Annotated in this window: 28 protein-coding genes and 1 tRNA gene; 20 read left to right on the top strand and 9 right to left on the bottom strand. The window is 40.5% G+C overall.

Features of this window, described 5'->3' with window-relative positions; genetic code table 11:
- The first annotated feature begins 189 nt into the window (after positions 1 to 189).
- From B5X77_RS14200 to B5X77_RS14215, 4 genes are all read left to right on the top strand, one after another.
- The gene (locus B5X77_RS14200; protein ID WP_079508635.1) at positions 190 to 1,050 is read left to right on the top strand and encodes a cation diffusion facilitator family transporter; all 861 of its coding nucleotides are present in this window, start codon (positions 190 to 192) and stop codon (positions 1,048 to 1,050) included.
- Positions 1,051 to 1,155: 105 nt separating this feature from the next.
- Positions 1,156 to 1,761 carry an NUDIX hydrolase gene (locus B5X77_RS14205; RefSeq protein WP_079508636.1) on the top strand — a complete coding sequence of 202 codons (606 nt, stop codon included), beginning with the start codon at positions 1,156 to 1,158 and terminating at the stop codon, positions 1,759 to 1,761.
- A 17-nt stretch (positions 1,762 to 1,778) separates the two neighbouring features.
- The gene (locus tag B5X77_RS14210; protein WP_079508637.1) at positions 1,779 to 2,174 is read left to right on the top strand and encodes a VOC family protein; all 396 of its coding nucleotides are present in this window, start codon (positions 1,779 to 1,781) and stop codon (positions 2,172 to 2,174) included.
- A 17-nt stretch (positions 2,175 to 2,191) separates the two neighbouring features.
- Complete coding sequence (locus B5X77_RS14215; RefSeq protein WP_079508638.1) at positions 2,192 to 2,428, top strand: DUF3977 family protein; 237 nt, start codon at positions 2,192 to 2,194, stop codon at positions 2,426 to 2,428.
- Between the two features lie 65 nt (positions 2,429 to 2,493).
- Here B5X77_RS14215 and B5X77_RS14220 read toward each other — a convergent pair whose 3' ends face one another.
- Entirely contained in the window at positions 2,494 to 2,943 is a 450-nt protein-coding gene (locus tag B5X77_RS14220; protein WP_257391812.1) for a hypothetical protein, read from the bottom strand.
- A gap of 172 nt (positions 2,944 to 3,115) precedes the next feature.
- On the opposite strand from B5X77_RS14220, the gene B5X77_RS14225 reads away from it, so the two are divergent.
- Together B5X77_RS14225 and B5X77_RS14230 are read left to right on the top strand one after the other, a co-directional pair.
- Complete coding sequence (locus B5X77_RS14225; RefSeq protein WP_079508639.1) at positions 3,116 to 3,610, top strand: GNAT family N-acetyltransferase; 495 nt, start codon at positions 3,116 to 3,118, stop codon at positions 3,608 to 3,610.
- A 173-nt stretch (positions 3,611 to 3,783) separates the two neighbouring features.
- Positions 3,784 to 4,146 carry a DUF2500 domain-containing protein gene (locus tag B5X77_RS14230; RefSeq protein WP_079508640.1) on the top strand — a complete coding sequence of 121 codons (363 nt, stop codon included), beginning with the start codon at positions 3,784 to 3,786 and terminating at the stop codon, positions 4,144 to 4,146.
- Positions 4,147 to 4,197: 51 nt separating this feature from the next.
- On the opposite strand, the gene B5X77_RS14235 is transcribed toward B5X77_RS14230, so the two are convergent.
- Entirely contained in the window at positions 4,198 to 4,695 is a 498-nt protein-coding gene (locus B5X77_RS14235) for a CBO0543 family protein (protein ID WP_079508641.1), read from the bottom strand.
- A gap of 119 nt (positions 4,696 to 4,814) precedes the next feature.
- On the opposite strand from B5X77_RS14235, the gene B5X77_RS14240 reads away from it, so the two are divergent.
- The 8 genes from B5X77_RS14240 (at position 4,815) to B5X77_RS14275 (ending at position 9,533) form a co-directional block, all read left to right on the top strand.
- Positions 4,815 to 5,141, top strand: a complete 327-nt coding sequence (locus tag B5X77_RS14240; protein WP_079508642.1) for a hypothetical protein — start codon at positions 4,815 to 4,817, stop codon at positions 5,139 to 5,141.
- A 345-nt stretch (positions 5,142 to 5,486) separates the two neighbouring features.
- Entirely contained in the window at positions 5,487 to 5,906 is a 420-nt protein-coding gene (locus tag B5X77_RS14245) for a VOC family protein (protein WP_079510239.1), read from the top strand.
- Positions 5,903 to 6,463, top strand: a complete 561-nt coding sequence (locus B5X77_RS14250; protein WP_079508643.1) for an AAA family ATPase — start codon at positions 5,903 to 5,905, stop codon at positions 6,461 to 6,463. Before B5X77_RS14245 ends, B5X77_RS14250 begins: the two co-directional genes overlap by 4 nt.
- Before the next feature lie 21 nt (positions 6,464 to 6,484).
- On the top strand, positions 6,485 to 7,063 hold the full coding sequence (locus tag B5X77_RS14255; RefSeq protein ID WP_079508644.1) for a DUF899 family protein: 579 nt from the start codon (positions 6,485 to 6,487) through the stop codon (positions 7,061 to 7,063).
- Entirely contained in the window at positions 7,047 to 7,814 is a 768-nt protein-coding gene (locus tag B5X77_RS14260; RefSeq protein WP_139378359.1) for a phosphotransferase family protein, read from the top strand. Before B5X77_RS14255 ends, B5X77_RS14260 begins: the two co-directional genes overlap by 17 nt.
- Positions 7,815 to 7,825: 11 nt before the next feature.
- Entirely contained in the window at positions 7,826 to 8,254 is a 429-nt protein-coding gene (locus B5X77_RS14265; RefSeq protein ID WP_079508645.1) for a GyrI-like domain-containing protein, read from the top strand.
- Between the two features lie 50 nt (positions 8,255 to 8,304).
- Positions 8,305 to 9,042: a class I SAM-dependent DNA methyltransferase gene (locus tag B5X77_RS14270; protein WP_079508646.1), complete on the top strand. Its 738-nt coding sequence runs from the start codon at positions 8,305 to 8,307 to the stop codon at positions 9,040 to 9,042.
- Between the two features lie 149 nt (positions 9,043 to 9,191).
- Complete coding sequence (locus tag B5X77_RS14275; RefSeq protein WP_176167324.1) at positions 9,192 to 9,533, top strand: GNAT family N-acetyltransferase; 342 nt, start codon at positions 9,192 to 9,194, stop codon at positions 9,531 to 9,533.
- A 1,469-nt stretch (positions 9,534 to 11,002) separates the two neighbouring features.
- Here B5X77_RS14275 and B5X77_RS14280 read toward each other — a convergent pair.
- The gene (locus B5X77_RS14280; RefSeq protein ID WP_079510241.1) at positions 11,003 to 11,908 is read right to left on the bottom strand and encodes a nuclease-related domain-containing protein; all 906 of its coding nucleotides are present in this window, start codon (positions 11,906 to 11,908) and stop codon (positions 11,003 to 11,005) included.
- Positions 11,909 to 12,037: 129 nt separating this feature from the next.
- Between B5X77_RS14280 and B5X77_RS14285 the strand changes: the two genes are divergently transcribed.
- A complete protein-coding gene (locus B5X77_RS14285; protein ID WP_079508648.1) occupies positions 12,038 to 12,259 on the top strand; it encodes a hypothetical protein in 222 nt (73 codons plus the stop codon).
- A 27-nt stretch (positions 12,260 to 12,286) separates the two neighbouring features.
- Here B5X77_RS14285 and B5X77_RS14290 read toward each other — a convergent pair whose 3' ends face one another.
- On the bottom strand, positions 12,287 to 12,577 hold the full coding sequence (locus B5X77_RS14290; RefSeq protein WP_079508649.1) for a helix-turn-helix domain-containing protein: 291 nt from the start codon (positions 12,575 to 12,577) through the stop codon (positions 12,287 to 12,289).
- A gap of 85 nt (positions 12,578 to 12,662) precedes the next feature.
- Between B5X77_RS14290 and B5X77_RS23345 the strand changes: the two genes are divergently transcribed.
- Together B5X77_RS23345 and B5X77_RS14295 are read left to right on the top strand one after the other, a co-directional pair.
- Positions 12,663 to 12,839 carry a hypothetical protein gene (locus tag B5X77_RS23345; RefSeq protein WP_176167325.1) on the top strand — a complete coding sequence of 59 codons (177 nt, stop codon included), beginning with the start codon at positions 12,663 to 12,665 and terminating at the stop codon, positions 12,837 to 12,839.
- Positions 12,840 to 12,858: 19 nt separating this feature from the next.
- Entirely contained in the window at positions 12,859 to 13,392 is a 534-nt protein-coding gene (locus B5X77_RS14295; protein ID WP_079508650.1) for a P-loop NTPase family protein, read from the top strand.
- A 38-nt stretch (positions 13,393 to 13,430) separates the two neighbouring features.
- On the opposite strand, the gene B5X77_RS14300 is transcribed toward B5X77_RS14295, so the two are convergent.
- Positions 13,431 to 13,862, bottom strand: coding sequence for a DUF2621 domain-containing protein (locus B5X77_RS14300; protein WP_079508651.1), 432 nt, complete (start codon positions 13,860 to 13,862; stop codon positions 13,431 to 13,433).
- Positions 13,863 to 14,001: 139 nt separating this feature from the next.
- Between B5X77_RS14300 and B5X77_RS23350 the strand changes: the two genes are divergently transcribed.
- Positions 14,002 to 14,098: transfer RNA gene (locus B5X77_RS23350), tRNA-Sec, on the top strand.
- A 441-nt stretch (positions 14,099 to 14,539) separates the two neighbouring features.
- Here the strand turns inward: B5X77_RS23350 and B5X77_RS14310 are convergent.
- The 3 genes from B5X77_RS14310 to B5X77_RS14320 form a co-directional block, all read right to left on the bottom strand.
- Positions 14,540 to 16,423: a Xaa-Pro dipeptidyl-peptidase gene (locus B5X77_RS14310; protein ID WP_079508653.1), complete on the bottom strand. Its 1,884-nt coding sequence runs from the start codon at positions 16,421 to 16,423 to the stop codon at positions 14,540 to 14,542.
- A gap of 322 nt (positions 16,424 to 16,745) precedes the next feature.
- Complete coding sequence (locus B5X77_RS14315; RefSeq protein WP_079508654.1) at positions 16,746 to 17,669, bottom strand: LCP family protein; 924 nt, start codon at positions 17,667 to 17,669, stop codon at positions 16,746 to 16,748.
- Positions 17,670 to 17,875: 206 nt separating this feature from the next.
- Entirely contained in the window at positions 17,876 to 18,631 is a 756-nt protein-coding gene (locus B5X77_RS14320; protein WP_079508655.1) for a DUF3891 family protein, read from the bottom strand.
- Positions 18,632 to 18,792: 161 nt separating this feature from the next.
- Between B5X77_RS14320 and B5X77_RS14325 the strand changes: the two genes are divergently transcribed.
- Complete coding sequence (locus tag B5X77_RS14325; protein ID WP_079508656.1) at positions 18,793 to 19,086, top strand: DUF3817 domain-containing protein; 294 nt, start codon at positions 18,793 to 18,795, stop codon at positions 19,084 to 19,086.
- A 14-nt stretch (positions 19,087 to 19,100) separates the two neighbouring features.
- Positions 19,101 to 19,367, top strand: coding sequence for a DUF1450 domain-containing protein (locus tag B5X77_RS14330; protein ID WP_079508657.1), 267 nt, complete (start codon positions 19,101 to 19,103; stop codon positions 19,365 to 19,367).
- Positions 19,368 to 19,401: 34 nt separating this feature from the next.
- Here B5X77_RS14330 and B5X77_RS14335 read toward each other — a convergent pair whose 3' ends face one another.
- Positions 19,402 to 20,367 carry a M20/M25/M40 family metallo-hydrolase gene (locus tag B5X77_RS14335; RefSeq protein ID WP_079508658.1) on the bottom strand — a complete coding sequence of 322 codons (966 nt, stop codon included), beginning with the start codon at positions 20,365 to 20,367 and terminating at the stop codon, positions 19,402 to 19,404.
- Positions 20,368 to 20,416 lie beyond the last annotated feature (49 nt).

Below are 20,416 nucleotides of genomic sequence, written 5' to 3' on the forward strand. Positions count from 1 at the left end.
TGCTGGTTAGCAGTTTTTTTTGCATTAAATAATAATTATTTTAATTAAAATAAGCTGTAAACTTTTATTTATCGCTAATATAAATGATTTTGTTTATCAATTAAAATATTTTTTCTCAATTAACTTGATTTTGTAAAAAGAGTGCTATAAAATTAGATTATAATAATTCTAATCTAGAGGGTGAAGTTTATGAGCGCTGCAAATGTGCAGAACCATCATAATAATAAAAATAAGAAATTATTCATATGGGCCGCTGGGTTAACTCTTACGTTCGCACTCATTGAAATCATCTATGGCTTTCTGTCTGGTTCATTGATGATAATAGGCGACGGTGTCCATATGAGCTCGGATGCTATATCGCTTATTCTTTCCCTGGTTGCAGCCATCATGGCCACTAAAGCAGCTACCAAGAAACGAACATTTGGTTACAAGCGTTTTGAGCCAATTGCTGCTTTTATAAATGGCCTTACACTGATCTTGATTCCTTTGTACATTATCTATGAAGCAATCAATCGTATGATCAAGCCGGTGGACATTGTCCCTGAACAAATGATTGCTGTGGGTGTCATAGGACTGCTGATTAATGCACTTGTTGGATACATCTTATCCAAGGGCGATTCAAATCTGAATATGAGAAGCGCAATTCTCCACGTTTTTGCGGATATGATCACCAGTCTAAGTGCCGTTATTGTTGCATTGGCTATTATTTTATTTGACTTTACCTGGCTGGATCCCGTGGGAAGTATTATAACTTCTATCATTATCATTCGTGGTGGAATTTCAATTACAAAAGAGTCGTTCAATATCCTTATGGAGGGAACACCTGAAGGCTATTCGGTGGACAAAATTAAACAATCTCTCCAAAGTATTAGCGAAGAAATGGAAGTGCAGGACGTGAAAGTATGGTGTGTCAATGAAGCCGAGGTTTACACCATGATTCGTGTGAAATCGTCCGAAGGTATTGTCAAAAACCTGCAAAAATCAATCAAAGACCTTGTCACCAAGTCAACGAAAATCCCAACTGAAAATATATTTGTTGATTTGTATTAACATGAAATTGAGTCGTACTTCGCCAAAGAAGTACGATTCTTTTTTAAAAAGAAGGAAAATCCAGGGTTGATAAAGAATCCATTTATAAAAAATCGGAGGATTAATATGGATACAAATCATGTCAGGACATCCGGTGCTTACATTTTATACAATGGATTATTCCCCTTCCAGGTCGGTCCAACCCGAAAAGGTGATAAACTGGGCGTGGTTAGGCTTGGTGGCCATCGTGAAGGAAATGAAACCGCACTTGAGACAGCAATCCGAGAAGTTTTTGAAGAATCATCAATGAAAATCCGCACCATCAATTCTCCCATTACTTTTTTCAAGAAGGGCTGGGACGATGAAACAAAAAAAGTAAAGACAGAAGAGACAATTGCTCCAATTTTGATTAAAGGTACAGATCCAGCGGGTTCAACAGCGATGTATCTTGGTTATTCCGATAGCGAACCTCGGCCTTCTTCAGAAACAAACGGTCTCCTCCTGCTTACTTCTGATGACATCCAACGAATTTGTAAAGGTGGATTCACACTGAGGAATTATTTAGCGCAAGGCGGTTCGGCAGTGTTGAAAACAGACATAAATACAGATTTGCCCCTTCAGCCTTTCCCGCAGTTGTTATTTTTGCACGAACTGTTAGAAAAAGAAAAAAGATTAATGGGCAAGTTCCTCCTGGGAGAATTAAATGGATCAAATGGTCATCACAAAAAGTAAACAAGGAAGTGAAGAAAGTGATTTATGAAATGACGTATCAAATCCGTGTAACAGATTTTGAAAAAGGGTTGCACTGGTATAAAACCTTATTAAACAAAGAACCGGATTTTACACCTCATGAAGGATTTGCGGAATGGGAGATCATACCGGGGGCCTGGCTTCAGGTATCAGAGGGAAGCCCTTCGGAAGGGAGCGGTCCAATGCGTTTAGGTGTCAGGTCAATAGAGGACGAGCGGGTCCGGTTGATGAGTGAACTGGATGTTGAATTCTTTGAGATTTTTGCCAGAGAGGAAGTACCTGTTAAGTGGGCAACATTTTCCGACCCATGGGGAAACCAATTTGGTTTTTTTGAATATGTTAAAGAGGCGGAAATGCATGATCGAGTAGCTTCTATTTTAGGAAAAAAGAAGTAAAGGAGCTGCAATAGCTGTTGAAATTTATTGAAGCAGGTTTCGGAAACAGATGGGTGCTCCGAACGGAAATTGAAATAGAGGACGGAAATGAATATGAAGTGCGAGGAGTACAAGGTCCGATTCATTTTCATTCAGCATATTTAAGATTATGGCTCTGGAAAACAGTGATCATATTGGATTCCAGAGAAGGTTTTAAAAAAGTACATAAGAATGATAAAAATTTAAAATTTCTAATAGGAATTGTCAGCAGGTAATACGCTTGTTTTATAAGAGAGAGGTTAAAGTCTTCTGCCCGTGGTGGTGAAGACTTTAACCTCGATCACCTTCCCGCACTATATAGAATGTTGGAAGTTAGAAAAACACCTACAGGTGGTAATGCTCCGTTGCTGATCGGCGCACCTTTCAAGGCGGTGTCAGCTGTCGCAATCCAATCGCCGAATTCTCCAGCTTGCAAGGATGGAGGCTTCATGAGGAATTGTCCGCTTAAAACTGAATGTCGAATTTTAATCCCTGGGTCATCAAAGATAGCTAATTGTCCTGTAAACGAAGCATAGGGTGAATCAAAACGAATTACTTTATCCGTTTCCTCCCAAGTACCCTGGATCATAATGGGTTGCCCCCGGAAATTAGCAGTACCGGTAAATGTGTTTCCCGACAAGGAGTTAATTGTGATAGTTCCTCGGACGATCGGCTTCCCGGCAATTTGCGCATCAATCCCCCACCGAGAAGGAACGGGTAAACTGGTCATCTCGTTCTGTCTTGTGTACAACCTCATCTCTCCTTTAGATTTAGGTTCATAGCCTATAAAAAGTATATGCAGCAATTGACAAAGTTGGGAATGCGAACTGGGTGCACCACTTACAGAGGAGGAAATTCTATATAAGAGGCAGTGTCTTGTTTAAAAACAAATAAAATCTAGAAATTAATTAGGAGAGATCCAAATGATAATAGCCAAAAAAGGAACAGTTTCCCTGCAGTTTTATAAATCTGAATTTAGAAGTTCGCTTTTATCAGACTACGTCTTGCTAGATCAACAAAGGAGATTCACTGCCCTACCGGGAGACGCTCTGGAAAAATGTGATGAAGATCCGGACAGGCATCCTGTTGTCATTTTTTATGAAAATGTCCCTGCGGGTTTTTTTGTACTTCATGGCTGGGAGGGTGTGAAGGACTACACAGAAAACCAGACCGCATTGCTGTTAAGAGCCTATTCGATTAATCTTCCCTATCAAGGGAAAGGAATTGCTACAGCGTCAATCAAATTATTGAAGCCATTTGTAAAGGGAAATTTCCCTTCTGTAAATGAAATAATATTGACTGTAAATCAATCAAATATCACTGCGCAAACTGTTTACAAAAGAGGCGGCTTTGTGGACCGGGGTGAAAGGGTGATGGGAAGAGAAGGAGAAATGTTCATTTACCATTTGAATTTATAGAAATTTTAATAACAAATTCTAATTTAGTCGTAATGCAATCATTTCATGCCCGATCATAACCCAAAAACTCTTACTTATCATACAGTAGCTTAATTGGAAAAAAATGAATCCTTTTCTCTTGCTAAAGCGTAATGTTATAAAGGATTTTGGCAACTGTTGGAGGAGGATGACTTATGGTAGAAGTACCAGCAGATTTTATGTTTAATTTTGTCCCTGTTTTTATTGGGGCAATCTTTATTTTGGTATTTGGCATGATTATTTTTACAATCATTAAAAGCATCGGCACCTGGAGCAAGAACAACCAGTCCCCACGTGTAAATTCAAACGCCAAAGTAGTCACAAAAAGAACAAGCGTTCGTGGCGGCGGTGAAACGAACGCTCGAAATCTTTATTATGTAACATTTGAGTTTGATAGTGGTGATAGATTGGAGCTGCACGTAAACGGGCAGGAATTTGGTCAACTGGTGGAAGGAGATTATGGAGAACTTACCTTTCAGGGGACGCGTTATTTAGGTTTCACGAGACAACGTAAATAAATTTAATGAAAAGACCAAATCACTTGTTGGATTTGGTCTTTTCCATTTGTTTTAATCAATTGAAAGACCTTTATTATTAATCATACGGATGGTAGATATGATTCCTCGGCATAGCAATAATTTAATGGCCAAGCTTATAAATGAGTGTTGCCAGCTCCATCCCTTTTTCCAGCTGATTAAGTCCGTCTTCTTGGCAGCAAATGTCTCCATCAATACCTGAGGGATGATGAAGGGAAATAGTTTGAGGATGATCCCGGACGGTTTACTGTTAAGTGTCCACTGATTGTAATAAAGGAGCATTAAAGGGTAGTGTACATAGTCAAAGGGCAGGTGGATCTTGAGACTTTTCTTGAAAGGTCTGATTTCATATTTCAAATACCCTCTTGAAACAAGATATCGATCTGCCCATGAGTTCCCGATAATACTGACAAGATACACGATGATCCAATCCTTGAATGGACGTTTAACAATGGCGAAGGGCAATAATATTATACCTATGATTGTAAAAATATAGAGAACTCCTGTTGAGTATTTATGTTTTTTACGCAAAAAAACCACCTCATCATTAAAATATAACAACTGGCCAAATTTATGTATTCCAATACTTTTCATTAAAAAAGCCGCGGAAGGGAATAATGTTTATAAAAAGGTAAAAAGAAGGTGAGACCTTGCCTCGAAAAGCTGCAGATAACCCGGATGTCAAAGGAAATGAGGAACAGGAAAATTTAACACAGCCAGACAATGGAAAAGAAGAAATTGAGGCGTTAAATCATATGTTGGCGGCGGTGCTTAACTATATATCTGATGATGAAGTAGAAGTAATTGACATCGAATACTTGCTTAACAACACAGAGGGTCTACGGGACTGGTGGGACCAATACCGTGAAAGAAACAGGAAAAAGATTGAAGAAGAAATATCAAAGGCACTTGGCGGTCTTTCCATTGAAGAGTTAGAGGATCTTCGGGAGAAAATCAAGGGGAAAGACAGAGAGTGAAGGGATTAATTGCTTTCCATTTGTTCTGGACTTATTGGAAGTGTCAAGTTCAACTTGTAGTGTAAAAGGGTCTTGAATGCTTTTTGTCTGATTGCATGGAAGGTAACAACTTTTAGATTTATGCTCTTAAATATAGGTGGTATTTTCACTATAACTGGTGTGAGATCTGGTATTCTGCGACATCTGATTAAACCCTCTTTGTTTTTATGAAATTCAGGGTTAGATAAAAACGCATGGGAGCGCTCTTGATAACAGAGAGTGCTTTTTAAAATTGTTCTGGAATATTTAAACAAATTAGAAGGTGATATTCATTATATAGAGAATGTTAATACAGAGGTGAGGGTAGTGACAAATCGTTTGATCAGGGTAGGAACAATTTATCTGCCAGTAAAGGACCCACTGAGTTCTTCAGAATGGTATATAGAGTCACTTGGAGCCAGATTGAATTATTTGGATCAAGACAAGGCCATTCTTGATTTGGCTGACATCAGCCTGTTTTTGGTGAAATCCTCAGGTCAGAGTGCAAATTTTAAGGACATAAACGGGGCGGAAAGGTTCACGGTCACATATGAAGTTGATGGTTTAGAGGCTCTCCAATTGATGCATGCTGATTTTATAGAACAGGGCATGAAAGTCGGTGAGATTGAAAACCGGGGCCACGCCGGACGTAATTTTGTATTTTATGATCCTGATGGGAATAAATTCGACGTATGGAGTGAACTGAGCAGCAAGTACAAACAGAGGATGGGGATGGAGGAACAATGAAATTTGTTTTAATATTTGGTCCGCAGGCTGTAGGGAAAATGACGGTAGGGCATGAACTTGAAAAAATAACTGGTCTAAAACTTTTTCATAACCATATGACAATAGACCTTGTGAACCCTTTCTTTGATTACGGTACGAAGGAAGGGAAGAGTCTGGTTGGCCTATTTAGAGAAGAATTATTTAAGGCAATGGCTAAAAGTGATCAATACGGAATGATTTTTACTTATGTCTGGGCATTCGATCTGCAGGAAGACTGGGATTACGTTGAAAAAGTTTGCGACTTGTTCGAATCAGAAGGTGGCACGGTGTACTTTGTTGAACTCGAAGCTAACTTAGATGAGCGGCTGGTAAGAAATAGAAGTGCAAATCGGCTTAAGCACAAGCCTTCTAAGCGAAACTTGGAGTGGTCAGATAAGGATTTGGTGGAGACCATGGACAAGTATCGACTAAATTCTTATGAAGGTGAAATTCAAAGAGCCAACTATATCAGGATTAATAACACTGATTTAACTGCAGCAGAGGTTGCTAACCATGTAAGAGACCATTTTGATTTGTGAAAGGGGGGCAATAATGATGGGATCTATGAAACTACTAGAACAGGAGATACAAGAAAAGGAGAAAGAAAACTTTTCCGAGTAAAACAGGAGCTTGCACAATTGCGTAAGCGGCACCCCTCTTTTATAGTGACCAATTACGAACTGACCGACACAGAAGGAAGCCAGGTTCTTTTAAGGGAGCTATTTGGCGATAAAAATGAACTGATTGTTATACATAATATGGGGAAATCCTGTTTCTACTGTGCACTATGGGCTGACGGGTTTAGTGGATTTAAAGCCCACCTTGAGAACAGGGCGGCATTTGTTTTGACAAGTCCTGATGATTACAAAACATTATCGGATTTTTCCAGGGAACGAGGATGGGCTTTTAAAAGCGCTTCGTCAATGGGAACAACGTTTAAAGAAGATCTCGGTTTTAAAAACAATACGAGTTTCAGGCCTGGGGTTTCAATACTCTTGAAAGAAGAGGATGGAACCATTAAGCATTACACGAAAGCATCTTTTGGACCTGGTGATCAATACTGCAGTATTTGGTCTCTTTTTGAATTATTGCCGGATGGAAACGGAAACTGGGGGCTTAAACATGATTATGAACAGTAAAAAGGTGTTATTTTGCGATATTCTTGGTCAGAAAAGTGAGATTGTTAAACTTCCGGAACAAGGCTGTACATCTGAAGTGTGCAAGATAGTCTCAGAAAATGGACAATTCATCCTGAAAAGTGCCACTAAGGAAAAATATCGAGAATGGCTGCGGACTGAGGCCGAGGTGTTAAAGGCTTTATCTCTTCACCATACCATTCCTGTCCCCAAATTTTATGGTTTCTTAGAAAATGAGGATGCAAGCCATTTGTTGATGTCCTATGAGGATGGAATTACATTGACTGCTGCGTTAAAAGCCGCGGAAACAATGGAGGAAAAACAAACGCTAGTCCAGAGTTTTGGACAGTTCCTTAGCACTCTTCACGCACAAGAACCTGTCTTCAAAACAGAAGCCGACTGGCTCGAAACTCAGTTGATTCGGGCACGGCTATATGCTGAGACAGGTCAGGCGGATGGCAGTTTAGCATTATTGGAACAGTTGGAAGAAGATAAACCTCAGAAGGTGAAACAAACAATGATTCATGGAGATTGTACAACCGACAACGTGCTGGCAGTCAATGGACAGGTAAGATTGTTTATTGATGTAGCAGGAATGACTGTGGGTGACCCTCGTTATGATGAAGCACTGGCCATTCGGAAGTTCAGGGATACCCCTGAATTGCTTGCTTCTTTTTACGATGGCTATACTCGTTATCGAGTATCTGATCAAGAATACTGTTACTTTGAAGAAGGTTTATATGAATTTTTTTAGGAGTGAAGAAAATGTGCGAGGTTGTAAGCAGGGAATTTAAAGTGATTGTAATGAAACATAAAGGAAGATTTGAAGATTATCCGCAGCTGGTACCACAGAGAGCGCAGCAATTTGCAAAGCGGATGCCTGACTTTTCCGGGACTGAAGTGACAGTTTACGAACCTAAAGAGAATATGAGCCATACGGAAGGAACATTCTATGTCGGAATACTAGTGAAGGATAACCCAGAGTCCTTGCCGGAAGAAATGGAATTTCTAGACATTCAGCATTCCTATGGAGTAATCAGAGGGAAAGTGCACGAGATGGGTGCATTATATTCGAAACTTGATAAATGGATTGATGAAAAAGGTTACTCCAGGGAAAATTACATAATTGAAACCTATCATCCTGTTGAAAATGATATTGAAGAGGTAGAAATATATATACCTATCAGTAGTTAATATGATAGAATATTGAAGATTTAACCTTATCTAGGTAATGGAGGGTTTTTATGGAGTTTAGAGGTGCCTCGGCTTATGAGGAACGGGAGTTTTTTGAGAATTATATGAAGCGCAGAGCACGGCCTGAAAGTCCAAACAATGTCATCGAAAAGCCGATATTACTGGAGTTAATCGGGGATGTGAATGGCAAACAGATACTCGATCTTGGATGTGGAGGTGCAGAAATTGGCGCTGAGCTTCTACGGCAAGGGGCAGCTGGATATCTCGGTTTGGAAGGGTCGGAAAAAATGGCCAGAGTTGCAGCAGAAAATCTGAAAGGTACTGCTGGGCAGGTTTTGCACTCTTCAATGGAGGAGTGGGAACCGCATCCAAATCAATATAGTTTAGTTCTTTCTCGTTTTGCCCTGCATTATCTAGCAGATTTGGGAAGTGTTTTTGCAAAGGTTATGAACTCGCTGCTGCCAGGCGGGAGGTTTGTTTTCAGCGTGCAGCATCCAGTGCTCACCTCTTCCGCGAAAAGTGCAGAACAAAGCGGCAGGAGAACCGATTGGATCGTGGATGATTATTTTAATCAGGGAGAACGAGTCGAACCGTGGATCGGGAAAAAAGTGATTAAATATCACCGGACTGTCGAAGAGTACTTCAAACTCCTGTTAGAAGCAGGTTTCGTGGTTGAGGACCTGAGAGAGGGGAAACCTAGAGCCGAGAAATTTTCCAGCGAGGAAGAGTATGAGCGGAGGACAAGAATCCCGCTGGTTTTGATGTTCTCTTGCAGGAAGCTGGGGTGATGGACCTGGAAATTCGTTTAGCAAAGAAAGAGGAGATCAAGAATATACTGTCCGTTCTTAATGCAGCTTCACTTGCTTTACTAGAAAAAGGGATTAATTAATGGCAGTATCCTTGGGATGAAGAACAGCTTGTGGACCAGGTGGGATTATTGTATGCCTCATTAATTGATGGGAAGATAATTGGGAGTTTTGGAATCAAAAAGGTGGCAGAATTACATGTTGCGGAGTCTGGGAACTATCTCTATCAAATAGCCATACAACCTGAGTATCAGGGCAGAGGTTACGGTGCGCTGCTTACATCCTGGGCATGTAAATACTCCCGGGGAATGGGAGAGGATTTGTATCTAAATTGCTGGGCAGGAAATGAAAAATTAAAGAACTTTTACAGCGAAAATGGCTTTGAATATGTTGGCGACTTTCCCGAAGAGGACTATTACATAAGCATTTTTAAATGTTCCGCGTCAGGTGTTTATTCTGGCCGGGACGTATAATTTGGTACACTCTAACTAAGCTGCATTATTATAGAAAATACGGTAAAAAGTTTACAAAATAGCCGATTTTGCTTGATTTCATCTTTACAATACTGTGTTAAAGTATAGATGTAAGGGAACTCATGATGAATAAGGAGTGTTGGCGATGGTTTACAAAGTCATGATCAATTTCTTATTAGTATGTGCCCACTTCTATCTGCTTTAACAAAAGTTAAGAAAGTCTTAACAAATCACCGCATTGAACTTTATTTTTCTCTTTTAAAATAAATACTAGGCAGGATAGCAAGTGTGGCTATCAAGGCAATCAGCGAAGGTGGGGCTGGTTGCTTTTTTTTGTTGATTTCCGATTGATATTAATGTGTAAGGATTTCCTCTAAGAATCTCGTTTAGGACAAACAAAAATAGAAACCTATTAAAAGTGTCCGATAGAAGGCTCTAACGGACAAACAGACGTGGGAGTTGGAGAAAAGTGTCCGATAGAAGGGCTGTATCGGACAAACAGAAGCTGTAGCAAGAAGAAAAGTGTCCGATAGAAATGCTCTATCGGACAAACAGTCGAGGGAGCGGGAGAAAAGTGTCCGATAGAAGGGCTGTATCGGACGAACAGTCGAGGGAGCGGGAGAAAAGTGTCCGATAGAAGGGCTCTATCGGACAAACAGACGTGGGAGCAGGAGGAAAAGTGTCTGATAGAAGGGCTGTATTGGACAAACAGAAGCTGTAGCAAGAAGAAAAGTGTCCGATAGAAATGCTCTATCGGACAAACAGGCGTGGGATCAGGAGAAAAGTGTCCGATAGAAATGCTCTATCGGACAAACAGTCGAGGGAGTTGGAGAAAAGTGTCCGATAGAAATGCTCTATCGGACAAACAGTCGAGGGAGTTGGAGAAAAGTGTCCGATAGAAGGGCCCTATCGGACAATCAGTCGAGGGAGCGGGAGAAAAGTGTCCGATAGAAGGGCTCTATCGGACAAACAGACGCTGGAGCAGAAAGAAGATGTCCGATAGAAAGGCTCTATCGGACAAAACAGACGCTGGAGCAGGAGAAAAATGTCCGATAGAAGGGCCCTATCGGACAATCAGTCGAGGGAGTTGGAGAAAAGTGTCCGATAGAAGGGCTCTATTGGACGAACAGAAGCTGTAGCAAGAAGAAAAGTGTCCGATAGAAGGGCTGTATCGGACAAACAGACGCTGGAGCAGAAAGAAGATGTCCGATAGAAGGGCTCTATCGGACAAACAGACGCTGGAGCAGGAAGAAGATGTCCGATAGAAAGGCTCTATCGGACAAAACAGAAGCTGGAGCAGGAGAAAAATGTCCGATAGATAGGCTTTATCGGACAAAACAGAAGCTGTTGCAAGAAGAAAAGTGTCCAATAGAAAGTTACAGAGGACAAACGTAACTTGGAAACTAGAAAAAGGGTCTATTTGTATGGGACCCGTAATTAAAGTGTAAATTGAGATGAAATTATAATATTTATTTATAACTAGTCCATTTTCTTGAGCCATCAATTATGAGGTTTTTTGAAAGTATTCTTCTGATTCTTTTACTATTCTGAATCACCATACACCATTGCTGAATGGAAGATGTAGTAATTGCTCGATCTGGAAACAGTAGTTTATACTCCTCTACTGTCCTTAACACTGCTGACTCTATCAACTCTTTCCCCCTACAGTCTTCACACTCAAGAAATTTATGAGTCGCTGTCACCGAAAAAGAATCGCATTCACAACAAGTAATGCCTTTCTTGAGTTCATCATATTGGAAGGGAGGCAGTTTATTGTATTTTGAGTCAATCTGATGGAGAGAGACTAGTTTGGTTGCTAGTTTGTGATGGTTGGTGGATACTTTTCCTGGCTGGTTGTTGAGATTGTCAAGGAGGCGTTTGATCTGCGTAGGGAAAATGAACGGGAGGTCTGGATGTGCGTGATACAAAGTGAACTCGGGATTTACAAAAACAACTGAGGCTTTTATGGTGAAGTTGTATCCTAGCTGATGAAGTAGCTTCTTAAACAGGAGCTTGGATCGGTTGATTTGATCGAGGGGGTTTTTAATTGATACTCCGGTGGTTGAAGTTAGGCTGTCTGGTTTATATAAGTAATCTCCCTTGTTATTTTTAATTTCAAAAAGGTAAATTGTGCCGTCAAAAATAATTAAAGTATCAATTTGAAAGGTTGTTCTTTCTACTTCAAGAAGCAATTCGTTCAAGATTAAACAGCTGCTTGTCAGTGTTTCGGTCATCACATCGAATCGTAATTCTCCTTGATACCCGTTTTCCAGAAATAATAAATACCTTTTATCTTCTTCTGAAAGCTCAAGCCTTCTGTTCAAGACTCTCAACTTTGATAGAATAATTGGTTCCTTGCGTTCTTTAAATGCCACAATCATCTTCCTCCTTTTTCTTCTAATCATACTATTTTTTTTAATCGTTAATATTGAATTTTTTGCGAACCATGCCAAGCCTGATTGAATACAATGGAAAACCACTTGATTCAGTCAGGAGGAGTCGGAATGTCGTTAAAGGTTTATGCCATTTTGCTGAAAGCCCTGGGTCTTGCCATTTTCCTTGTGCCTTTGTTTATGAAGGGGATGGGCTATATTGCAACCATTTCTCCTTTGGTTATGTTTGTTTTAATCGCAATTGGAGTCGTTTTGCTGATTGTCGGGAACGTGTGTGAAGCGAAGGCGATGGGGGCCGGAGCCTATAGATGGAGGAGAAGAGGAAGGAAATAGAAAACGAGTTTCAGTTTCTGAAACTCGTTATTTTTTTAGCGAGAGAAAGAACCAAACCAGCAGGTAGGCATATCCTGCAATGGTGAAAATAGCCCATAGTGCACCTTGTTTGAACTCCAGGGCTAAAAACTGGAATTCATTCATTTCCAACGGCCGGCCGATACTATTCATCAGGCTGACCATCGGAACTGATATAATCAATAAAATTGCGATCATCGCCATCGCAACTTGCCTCTTCTTGATTACACGATAAATGGCACGGACGAATATTGTCATTAACAACAAATAATAAATGATCCAGAACGAAATTTCTGACATGAAAAATACCCCCCTTAAGGATTCTACCATTTTTTTAAGACGATTACCTGTTAGATTGTGGTAAAATTAGCTTGAGGTGAGCATTTTGGCTGTTATTAATTTTTGGCTCATTGTTATTATAGCAGTTGCGTTTCTTGCAGCCATTGGAGCCTGGCTGAATACAAGAATCATTTTGAAAGAGTTGGCTGAAATAAAAGCACATATTGGAATAAAAGCGGAAAGAAGACCGTCAGTTTTTGATAATGATTTAGACAAAGAATAAATTGGCAGGGTGAATGACAGTGACGAAAATACATATCATCGGCGGGCCTGGGAGCGGGAAATCATATATAGCATCAAAGCTTTCTAAGATGCTTGGGGTGCCGAGTCACGATTTGGACAGCTTATTTTGGGATCAGGATTCCGAATATTTTGGTTCACAGACTCCACCTGTAAAAAGGACCGAAATGCTGAATGAAGTTATCATGGAGGAGAAGTGGATTATTGAAGGAGTTTATTATAGCTGGCTTGAAGAAAGTTTCCGCGAGGCAGACTATATTTTTATACTTAAGACAAGTGTGTTTGTACGCGACTGGCGTATTATAAAAAGATTTGTACTCAGGAAAGTAAAGCTGGCATCTTCTCCGCGAAAAGAGAACCTAAAAACGCTGAGCGATTTGATAAAGTGGAACCACCAGTACGACAGCAACAACCTGGTAGAAGCGATCAAACTGATGAAGCCATACAAAGACAAAGTCATTATACTGACTAAGAAAGACGATGTGTTCAAGCTTTTTGTTAAGCGGAAAAAGAAGTCATCCGGAGGAGCCGCGTGATTTAAGCAGAAAAAAAACTGCCTTAAAAAAAGGCAGTTTTAGAATAAGCTTTCATATGGCGCTGTGCTGATTTGCTTTTCAGCAAGCCGCTTTCGTAAAAATTTATGGTCACGTTTTGGTGTCGCCAGGATATAGCCGCGAATGACAAGCTCCTGAGTGATCTTGTCCGCTTTTTCTTTTACGGCAAGTTCACCAATTTTACCGGCAATCTTATGCCTCGCCACGTCCCTGAACAACTCAGGCACAGGACTGACCAGGTCCTCCAGCAATGCTTTCTGTTCATCAGGCCACAGGTGACGCGTCTGATTCACATAATATTCTTCCCAATCCATATCCGATCTTCCATCGTCCTTCGGAAGCTTTTTCAAAAACTTACGAAACATGAAATAGCCGCCGATCGCAAATAAACCAACCAATACAACGACCCAAAATAAAATAAACCACAAAAACCAACCTTCAAGCTGATACATAACCCTTCACCCACGCAATTCTAATATCTCTTCCTATTATAGTATTTGCGGTCAAGGGAAGACAAGTCTTGTGACAATTTGAGTAACTCTCTTGTAAAAACGACAGCTTCTCAGTATAATAGACCTTGTTCTTCAAAACGGGGCTGAATGGGGTACTGGTGTCCTCCACGGTCTTCAAAACCGCTTGTGACCTGCGTGCCAGGTTAGCTGGGTTCGATTCCCAGGCGGTCCCGCCAATATACATATTATCAGATGTCTGTACCGTACGGTGAATTTCACTCGTGCGGTTTTTTGGTTTTTTTGTAGAAAGCGGGACGCTGATTTGCAAAACTATTGAAACTGTAATTAAAAAATTCATTTCTGTTCATAGGATATATTCTTTCTGATATTCATTTTCATTACATGTTATACATGTTGCAAAAAGAGTGGAAGCAATCCAACTATGAACTGATTGGTCCGAAATCGTATATCTTTTTAGCTGCCCTAATCGGGCTAGGAGCGAATACTGAGGGAAAGGGGAATCATACCGATATGTCTTATTACGAAGACACGGAATCGTTTAGGAAATTTCCTGCAAGAGTCGAAGGATGAAATAGAAAAGCATTCAAAATAGAAAAAGGACGCGGTTTTTGCGTCCTTTTTCCTGTGAATTACTAGGTTTTCGAGTCTTATCTATCTTAGAAACCTGCAGCTTTTTTCCCGCTTACTATCGGGAGGCTGATATAGCTTTGTCCAAGCTCGACTTCAAAGGTTGCTTTTGTGCTTGATGGGATGGAGCGCCGTCTGTCACTTCCGGCAATGATTACGCCGATCCGGTGGCCAGCTTTAAACACATAGTCCTCAGGGAGAGCATTCCATTCAAATTTGTAGCTTTTTCCTGCTTTTAATGGGTCGTCCAGTTCAATAGTTTTCCAGTTTTGCGCATCAAACCAGCCTCTTGTAACTACTTCATAAGGTGCGGTATGGGTAGTTTTTACAGTTTCTTTGTAACAGGCATCGTCTGTTTCTGTGCTTTCACCCCAGCAGCTTTCTGTTGCGAGTGTTTGTATTCCTTCGCCTCTGCTTTCGTGATTAATTCGAGTGTCTGTTCCATAATCAACAATATATACAGATAAATTAGAGTCTTCTTTGTCAACTTTCGCACGAAGAGAGATTAACGGAACACCGCTAAACCGGACGTCCTCTGTCAAAGGCTCGGTTAAGAAAGCCAGTCGGTCGCCTTTAACCATTGTCTCATTCGTAACCATTTCTTTTTCTGTCTGCTGTGGATTATCCGTAAAGGTTTGTTTAAAATTGCCTGTCACAGGTCCTGTTGTCAATTTGCCATTTGTCTGTTCATTTACGCCTGGAGCGAAACGGATTTTTACATCATGTGCTTCTTTGTCTGGCCAGGAAGATTGGGTTTCCCAATTGTCTGCTCCTCTTTCAATGTCAACGGCAGGCTCGTCCATTATGCCATTCTCTTTATTTAGCAGCCAGTAGTCAAACCAGCGGTGCAGCGTATCGACCCACTCTGCTCTGCGGAAATCGAACGGGTCCACATGGCCGGTCTGGGTGAGCCACAGCTTTCGCGGAACATCTTCCTTGGCAAGAGCTGTCCACCAGTCTGCCAGGTGATTCATTTTCACATTATAGTCGTTTAAGCCATGTACAGCAAAGACACTGGCTTTCACATTTTTAACATCTTTTACATAGTTTCGTTCGTCCCAAAACTCATTATAGTCGCCTGAACCGTCATCAGCTTCGGTGTTAAGGCGGTTAAAAACGGGCTGGCATGCTTCTTTGCGTGAGCTGCTGGCGACTCGGCTTGCCAAGCCACCAGGACCGTTATTATAATATGTAAGTCCTTCGTAGCGGTAGTAATTATACCAGCTGCTGATAGCACCAATAGGAACGATCGTTTTTAATCCTTCGACTCCAGTAGCGGCTACTCCGTTAGCAAGAGTGCCGTCATAGGATTTCCCAATCATGCCGACATTGCCGGTTGTCCAATCAGCCTTGACTTCTTGATTATTTTTATTCCAGGCTTTTGCTCTGCCATTCATCCAGTCGATAACCACTTTGATGCTTTCAATTTCTTCATATCCTCCTGTTGTCGGGCATCCATCTGACTGATTCGTCCCAACCATTTCCGGAAGGGCAACTGCATATCCTCTTGGAACAAAATAATTATCATAATAAAGTGGGAATTTCTCATTGAGTCCATCTTTATCCCTGTCCTTTACTTCGCTCTCATTTCCTCTCCCAAGGCTTTCATAATAAGGGCTGGCATCCATAATAACAGGAACTTTCATTCCATCCTCGGTTTCCTTCGGGCGAATAATGTCTACAGCAATGCGATCAGGTGCTCCGTTTTCGTCCGAATCCAGTTTTGATTCTACAAATACAGTTTCTCTGATTGCATCTGCGTAGGAATAAACAGGCTGAGATTTTAAATTTACTATCGATGCTTCTTGAATTGGCTTTGTTTCGGCCGACGCTTTTGAGTAGTTAAATGATGATAGAGTGATAGAGACAATCGTGATCATTGAAGCCGCCTTAAGCAGCCTTTTCTTTTTCATAAAATCCCTCCTCTGTAATTTAAATACATTATATTTCGAGAAGGGAAATATTAATAGATTAAAAATTCCTAATTTTCTATATTTTTCTAGTTTAAAAAATGAGTAAATTTAGGAGAAAAGTCTTCTTTAATTCGATCATTTTACTAATAAGGGATGTAGAAAGGGAGTATCATTAAATAGCTACATTGTTATATAGCTTTAATTAACATAACAAAGGCATTCCCATAAACAGGAATGCCTCTCTTAAATGCGTTGTCTATAATTATGCAGGAGGAAGGTAACTTTCGGTTTTTTTTAACACGCAAAGAATGATCTTAATTAACTAGTTTTCCAAAAACTCCTTCAACGCCTCTTTATTCTGTTCTAAATCCACTTCCAATACTTCACCGATTCCTTCATAATCCTCATTCTCAAAGCTTCCATCCTCAGGAACGCGGAGGGTTTGTATTTCACCGGTTTCATTCGTCAGGATGTCTTTTCCGATGGTCAGGAGTGTGGACGTGTCGATATCTGTGTCGACATATGACCCTAGAAGGTCTATCAGTTCGGGGAGCTTGGCCACGCTGTTCAGGGATATGGCTTCATCTTTTAGTTTTGTGACGACTTCTTGCTGCCTTTGTACTCGCCCGAAGTCACTCAATCTGTCCTGGCGGAAGCGGACATAGCCTAATAGTTCTTCACCATGCAGCTTTTGGGTTCCTTCTTCCAATGTCATTCCGATTCCATCGGACATTTCATATGGTATGTCTACTTCAATGCCGTTTGGCACTAAAAGGTCGACTGCTTTTACGAAGCCTTTAAAATCGACAATAGCATAATGGGAAATGTCGAGACCGAAATTCAATTTAATTGTTTCCCTGAGTAATTCGGGGCCTCCGAAGGAATAGGCAGCATTTAATTTTTGCTGTCCGTGTTCAGGGATGGTTACATACATATCACGCATAAGAGAAATCAGTTTTACCTTTTGCGTTTTTGGGTTGTAGTGGGCAACCATGATGGAATCAGTCCGTGCTCCTTCTTCTCCGCGTGAGTCACTGCCCAGTAAAAGCACATTTACTTCTTCTTTGTTATTCTCCACTCCCTGAAACGAATCTGCTTCAGCTTTTTTAAATGGTTGATTAATTGCTTTATATGTTCCTTCTATGTACTGAAATATGGTAAAAAGACCAACAATAAATATCCCGACTATAAGCAAGGCGCCAACCAATCTTCCCCATCTTACTTTTCTGCCTCTCTTTTTTGTCATTTCTACACCACCCAGGTTAAACTTTCACTTTTTACCAAGTAGTCATTATCCCATACTTTCATTTCAGCTTTTGGAAGATTAGGTTACAGTTCGTTAAAATTCTCTTAACAAATGTCTGAACGGGATTGGGTTATCAACTTCTTGCAGTAAGATGTATTGGAAATCCAAAAATTAATAAGCGTCCTAAAAATGATGTTCATAATGTTTTAAACAAAAGTAACCTCCCTGAGTAAAAGGGGACTTTCATTGTAGGCGGCAGACAATCCTGTTCTTTTTATCTGTTCCTTTTTAACTGCCTTATACGGCAATTGGACTTTTAGTTCCTTTTTAAAAGGAGAGATCGAAAGGGAGACGGTTTGCTGGTTTAGCCATTTGGCATCGATTAATGTTTCATCGGCAAAAAAGAATTTCTGCTGTGAGCCTTTCCGGTAAAAATAGTGTTCTTGTCCTTTTGGGGTTCCAGGTTCATTTAGGCAAATATACAATGAAAGGTTATCGCAAAATTTTAGCAGAGTTAAATGGAAAGAAAGAGACCTATCATAACCAATCCTTAATTGCTTGATCAATTCCTGCTGTCTTTGTTTCTCCTCGTTGAAAAAGTTCTTTCCAATTGTACTGGTTGCATTCTCAAGGAATGAGGCATAATGGAGGCTGCACAAAAGGCCGGCGTAGGGATCCATCTGTACAACGTCATCGATTCCTTGTTTATAAAAAGCAAGTTTTGAGCCGCCTGGATAATCCATAAATGAGTAGGGCTGCTGAGTTAGTTCATTCCATAAAGGTTCTTTGTCCGGCTCAATCCAGCATCTATCATGTTCACGGACTGCGAGTAACACGGACTCTTTCTTATCCATTCCAAGAAAATAATCTTCTTGCCAGTTTTCTGCAGCTTCCTCTGATACTCTAGCATGGTCATGTTGCGCAATCATAACAAAATCTTTTTCCCGTTCATGAATGATCATGGTTCGACCTCCCGTATGAATAAAAGATTATTTTCGTTTGAGGCTGTATCAAACTCGGTAAATATGGATTCCCTTCGCCAGTACATTAGAAAACAATTTTAAAAGTTTAGCTTGTGAATGAATAATGTTATAATTTTTAAGGTTAGAAAGCAGGTGTGAATATGAATGAAACAGTTATTAACCGGTTTCGTTTGATGGGTTTGATTGAGGGCGGATCTTTATTGGTGCTCGTCTTTATCGCGATGCCGCTAAAATATTGGGCTGGTTTTCCTGAGGCTGTGCGCTTTGTCGGTTCGCTGCATGGATTGCTTTTTATTTTATATGTATTTATGATCGTTTACACTACTTTTAAGGTGAGATGGTCGTTTCTTTGGATAGTGAGTGCTTTTGCTGCCGCATTTATTCCTTTCGGCAATATCATTTTGGATCGCTTTTTACAAAAGACTTTCAAGTAAAGGGAGTATCATAAATGAATGTACTCAAGAAGCTTTTTCCCAAGCAAAAGAAAGTGAAAATAGAATTCTGCCAGCGGAATTTGGAGCAGTTTTTGAAGGAAGAGAATCATGCGGCATACAATGAATTTTTAAGCCGTAAAAATATAATATATAAGGAATTTGAATGCCAGAGCAGGTGCAAGGAATGCAGGCTGTCTCCGTATGCTGTCATGAACGGCGAATTTGTCCAGGCGGAGGATTCTGCTGAGTTGTTGAAGAAAATGGCTGAGTATATAGAGTAAAACCGCTCCAGTGAATGCCGGAGCGGTTTTCTTTTTACTTGGATGTGCTTGTTTTTTCGAAGAACTTAAGTACTTCTGTCAGTACTTGACTATAAGTGCTCAATCGCTCCTGAATACGGCCAGGATAAGCGGTCTCAATGAAATTCAGTGTGTCGTTTTTAGTATGCCATACACCGCCATATTCTTCTGTTTGTTCATATCCGTCCAATTCGCCAATTTCCCAGTTGGTTGATTCGAAGTAAGCGAATGGGATACCCAGAGCATTAAATGGTGCATGGTCGCTCCAATCTCCTGTTGTTCCAGCAGGATAATCTGCGTTCAATCCAGGATTAATGCCGATATCTAGCTTCTTTTTTTCAGCGATATTCAGAGCCTGTTCACGGATGAAGCCTGCGTCATCGGCACTTCCATGGACATACATTTTGTCGCCAACAGCCAGGCTGTCCAGGTTGATCATTCCAACTGTATTGCTGATTTCTTCAGCAGTCATTTGCTTTGCATAAAAATTGGATCCGTTCAAACCGCCTTCTTCAGCACCAAATGCGATGAAAACAATGGAGTAAGGAGTCGAAACATTTTTCAGAACCTCAGCGACCTCCAGCATCACACCAACACCTGAAGCGTTATCATCCGTGCCGTTTCCGGCAGCTACGGAGTCATAATGGGCACCGACAATGATTTGTTTATCTGATTTACCTTTTTTGTATGCAATCACGTTAGCAGAATTGTATGTTTTTCCTCTTCTTGTAAATGAAAATTCTTGTTCATCAGAAGAGTAGCCCATGCGTTCAAATTGATCCGCGATATATTCTTTAGCTTTTATTTCTCCCTCTGTACCATAAACACGGCTGCCAATCTTTTCAGATAAAAATTTTGTATGCTCATAAGCCAAAGCACCATCCTTATGTACCAATGATGGAGAATAGGCAGATGCGCTCCCCGCTGTCGAGATCAGTAAAATAAATACAAGCAGGATTGACATCCAAAAAGGTTTTTTCATGAAATTCCCTCCTATTATATAAAAATACAACAACTTGTATAATTATAAT

Origin of the sequence: Mesobacillus jeotgali (assembly GCF_900166585.1) — a bacterium.
Lineage (GTDB): Bacteria > Bacillota > Bacilli > Bacillales > Cytobacillaceae > Mesobacillus > Mesobacillus jeotgali_A.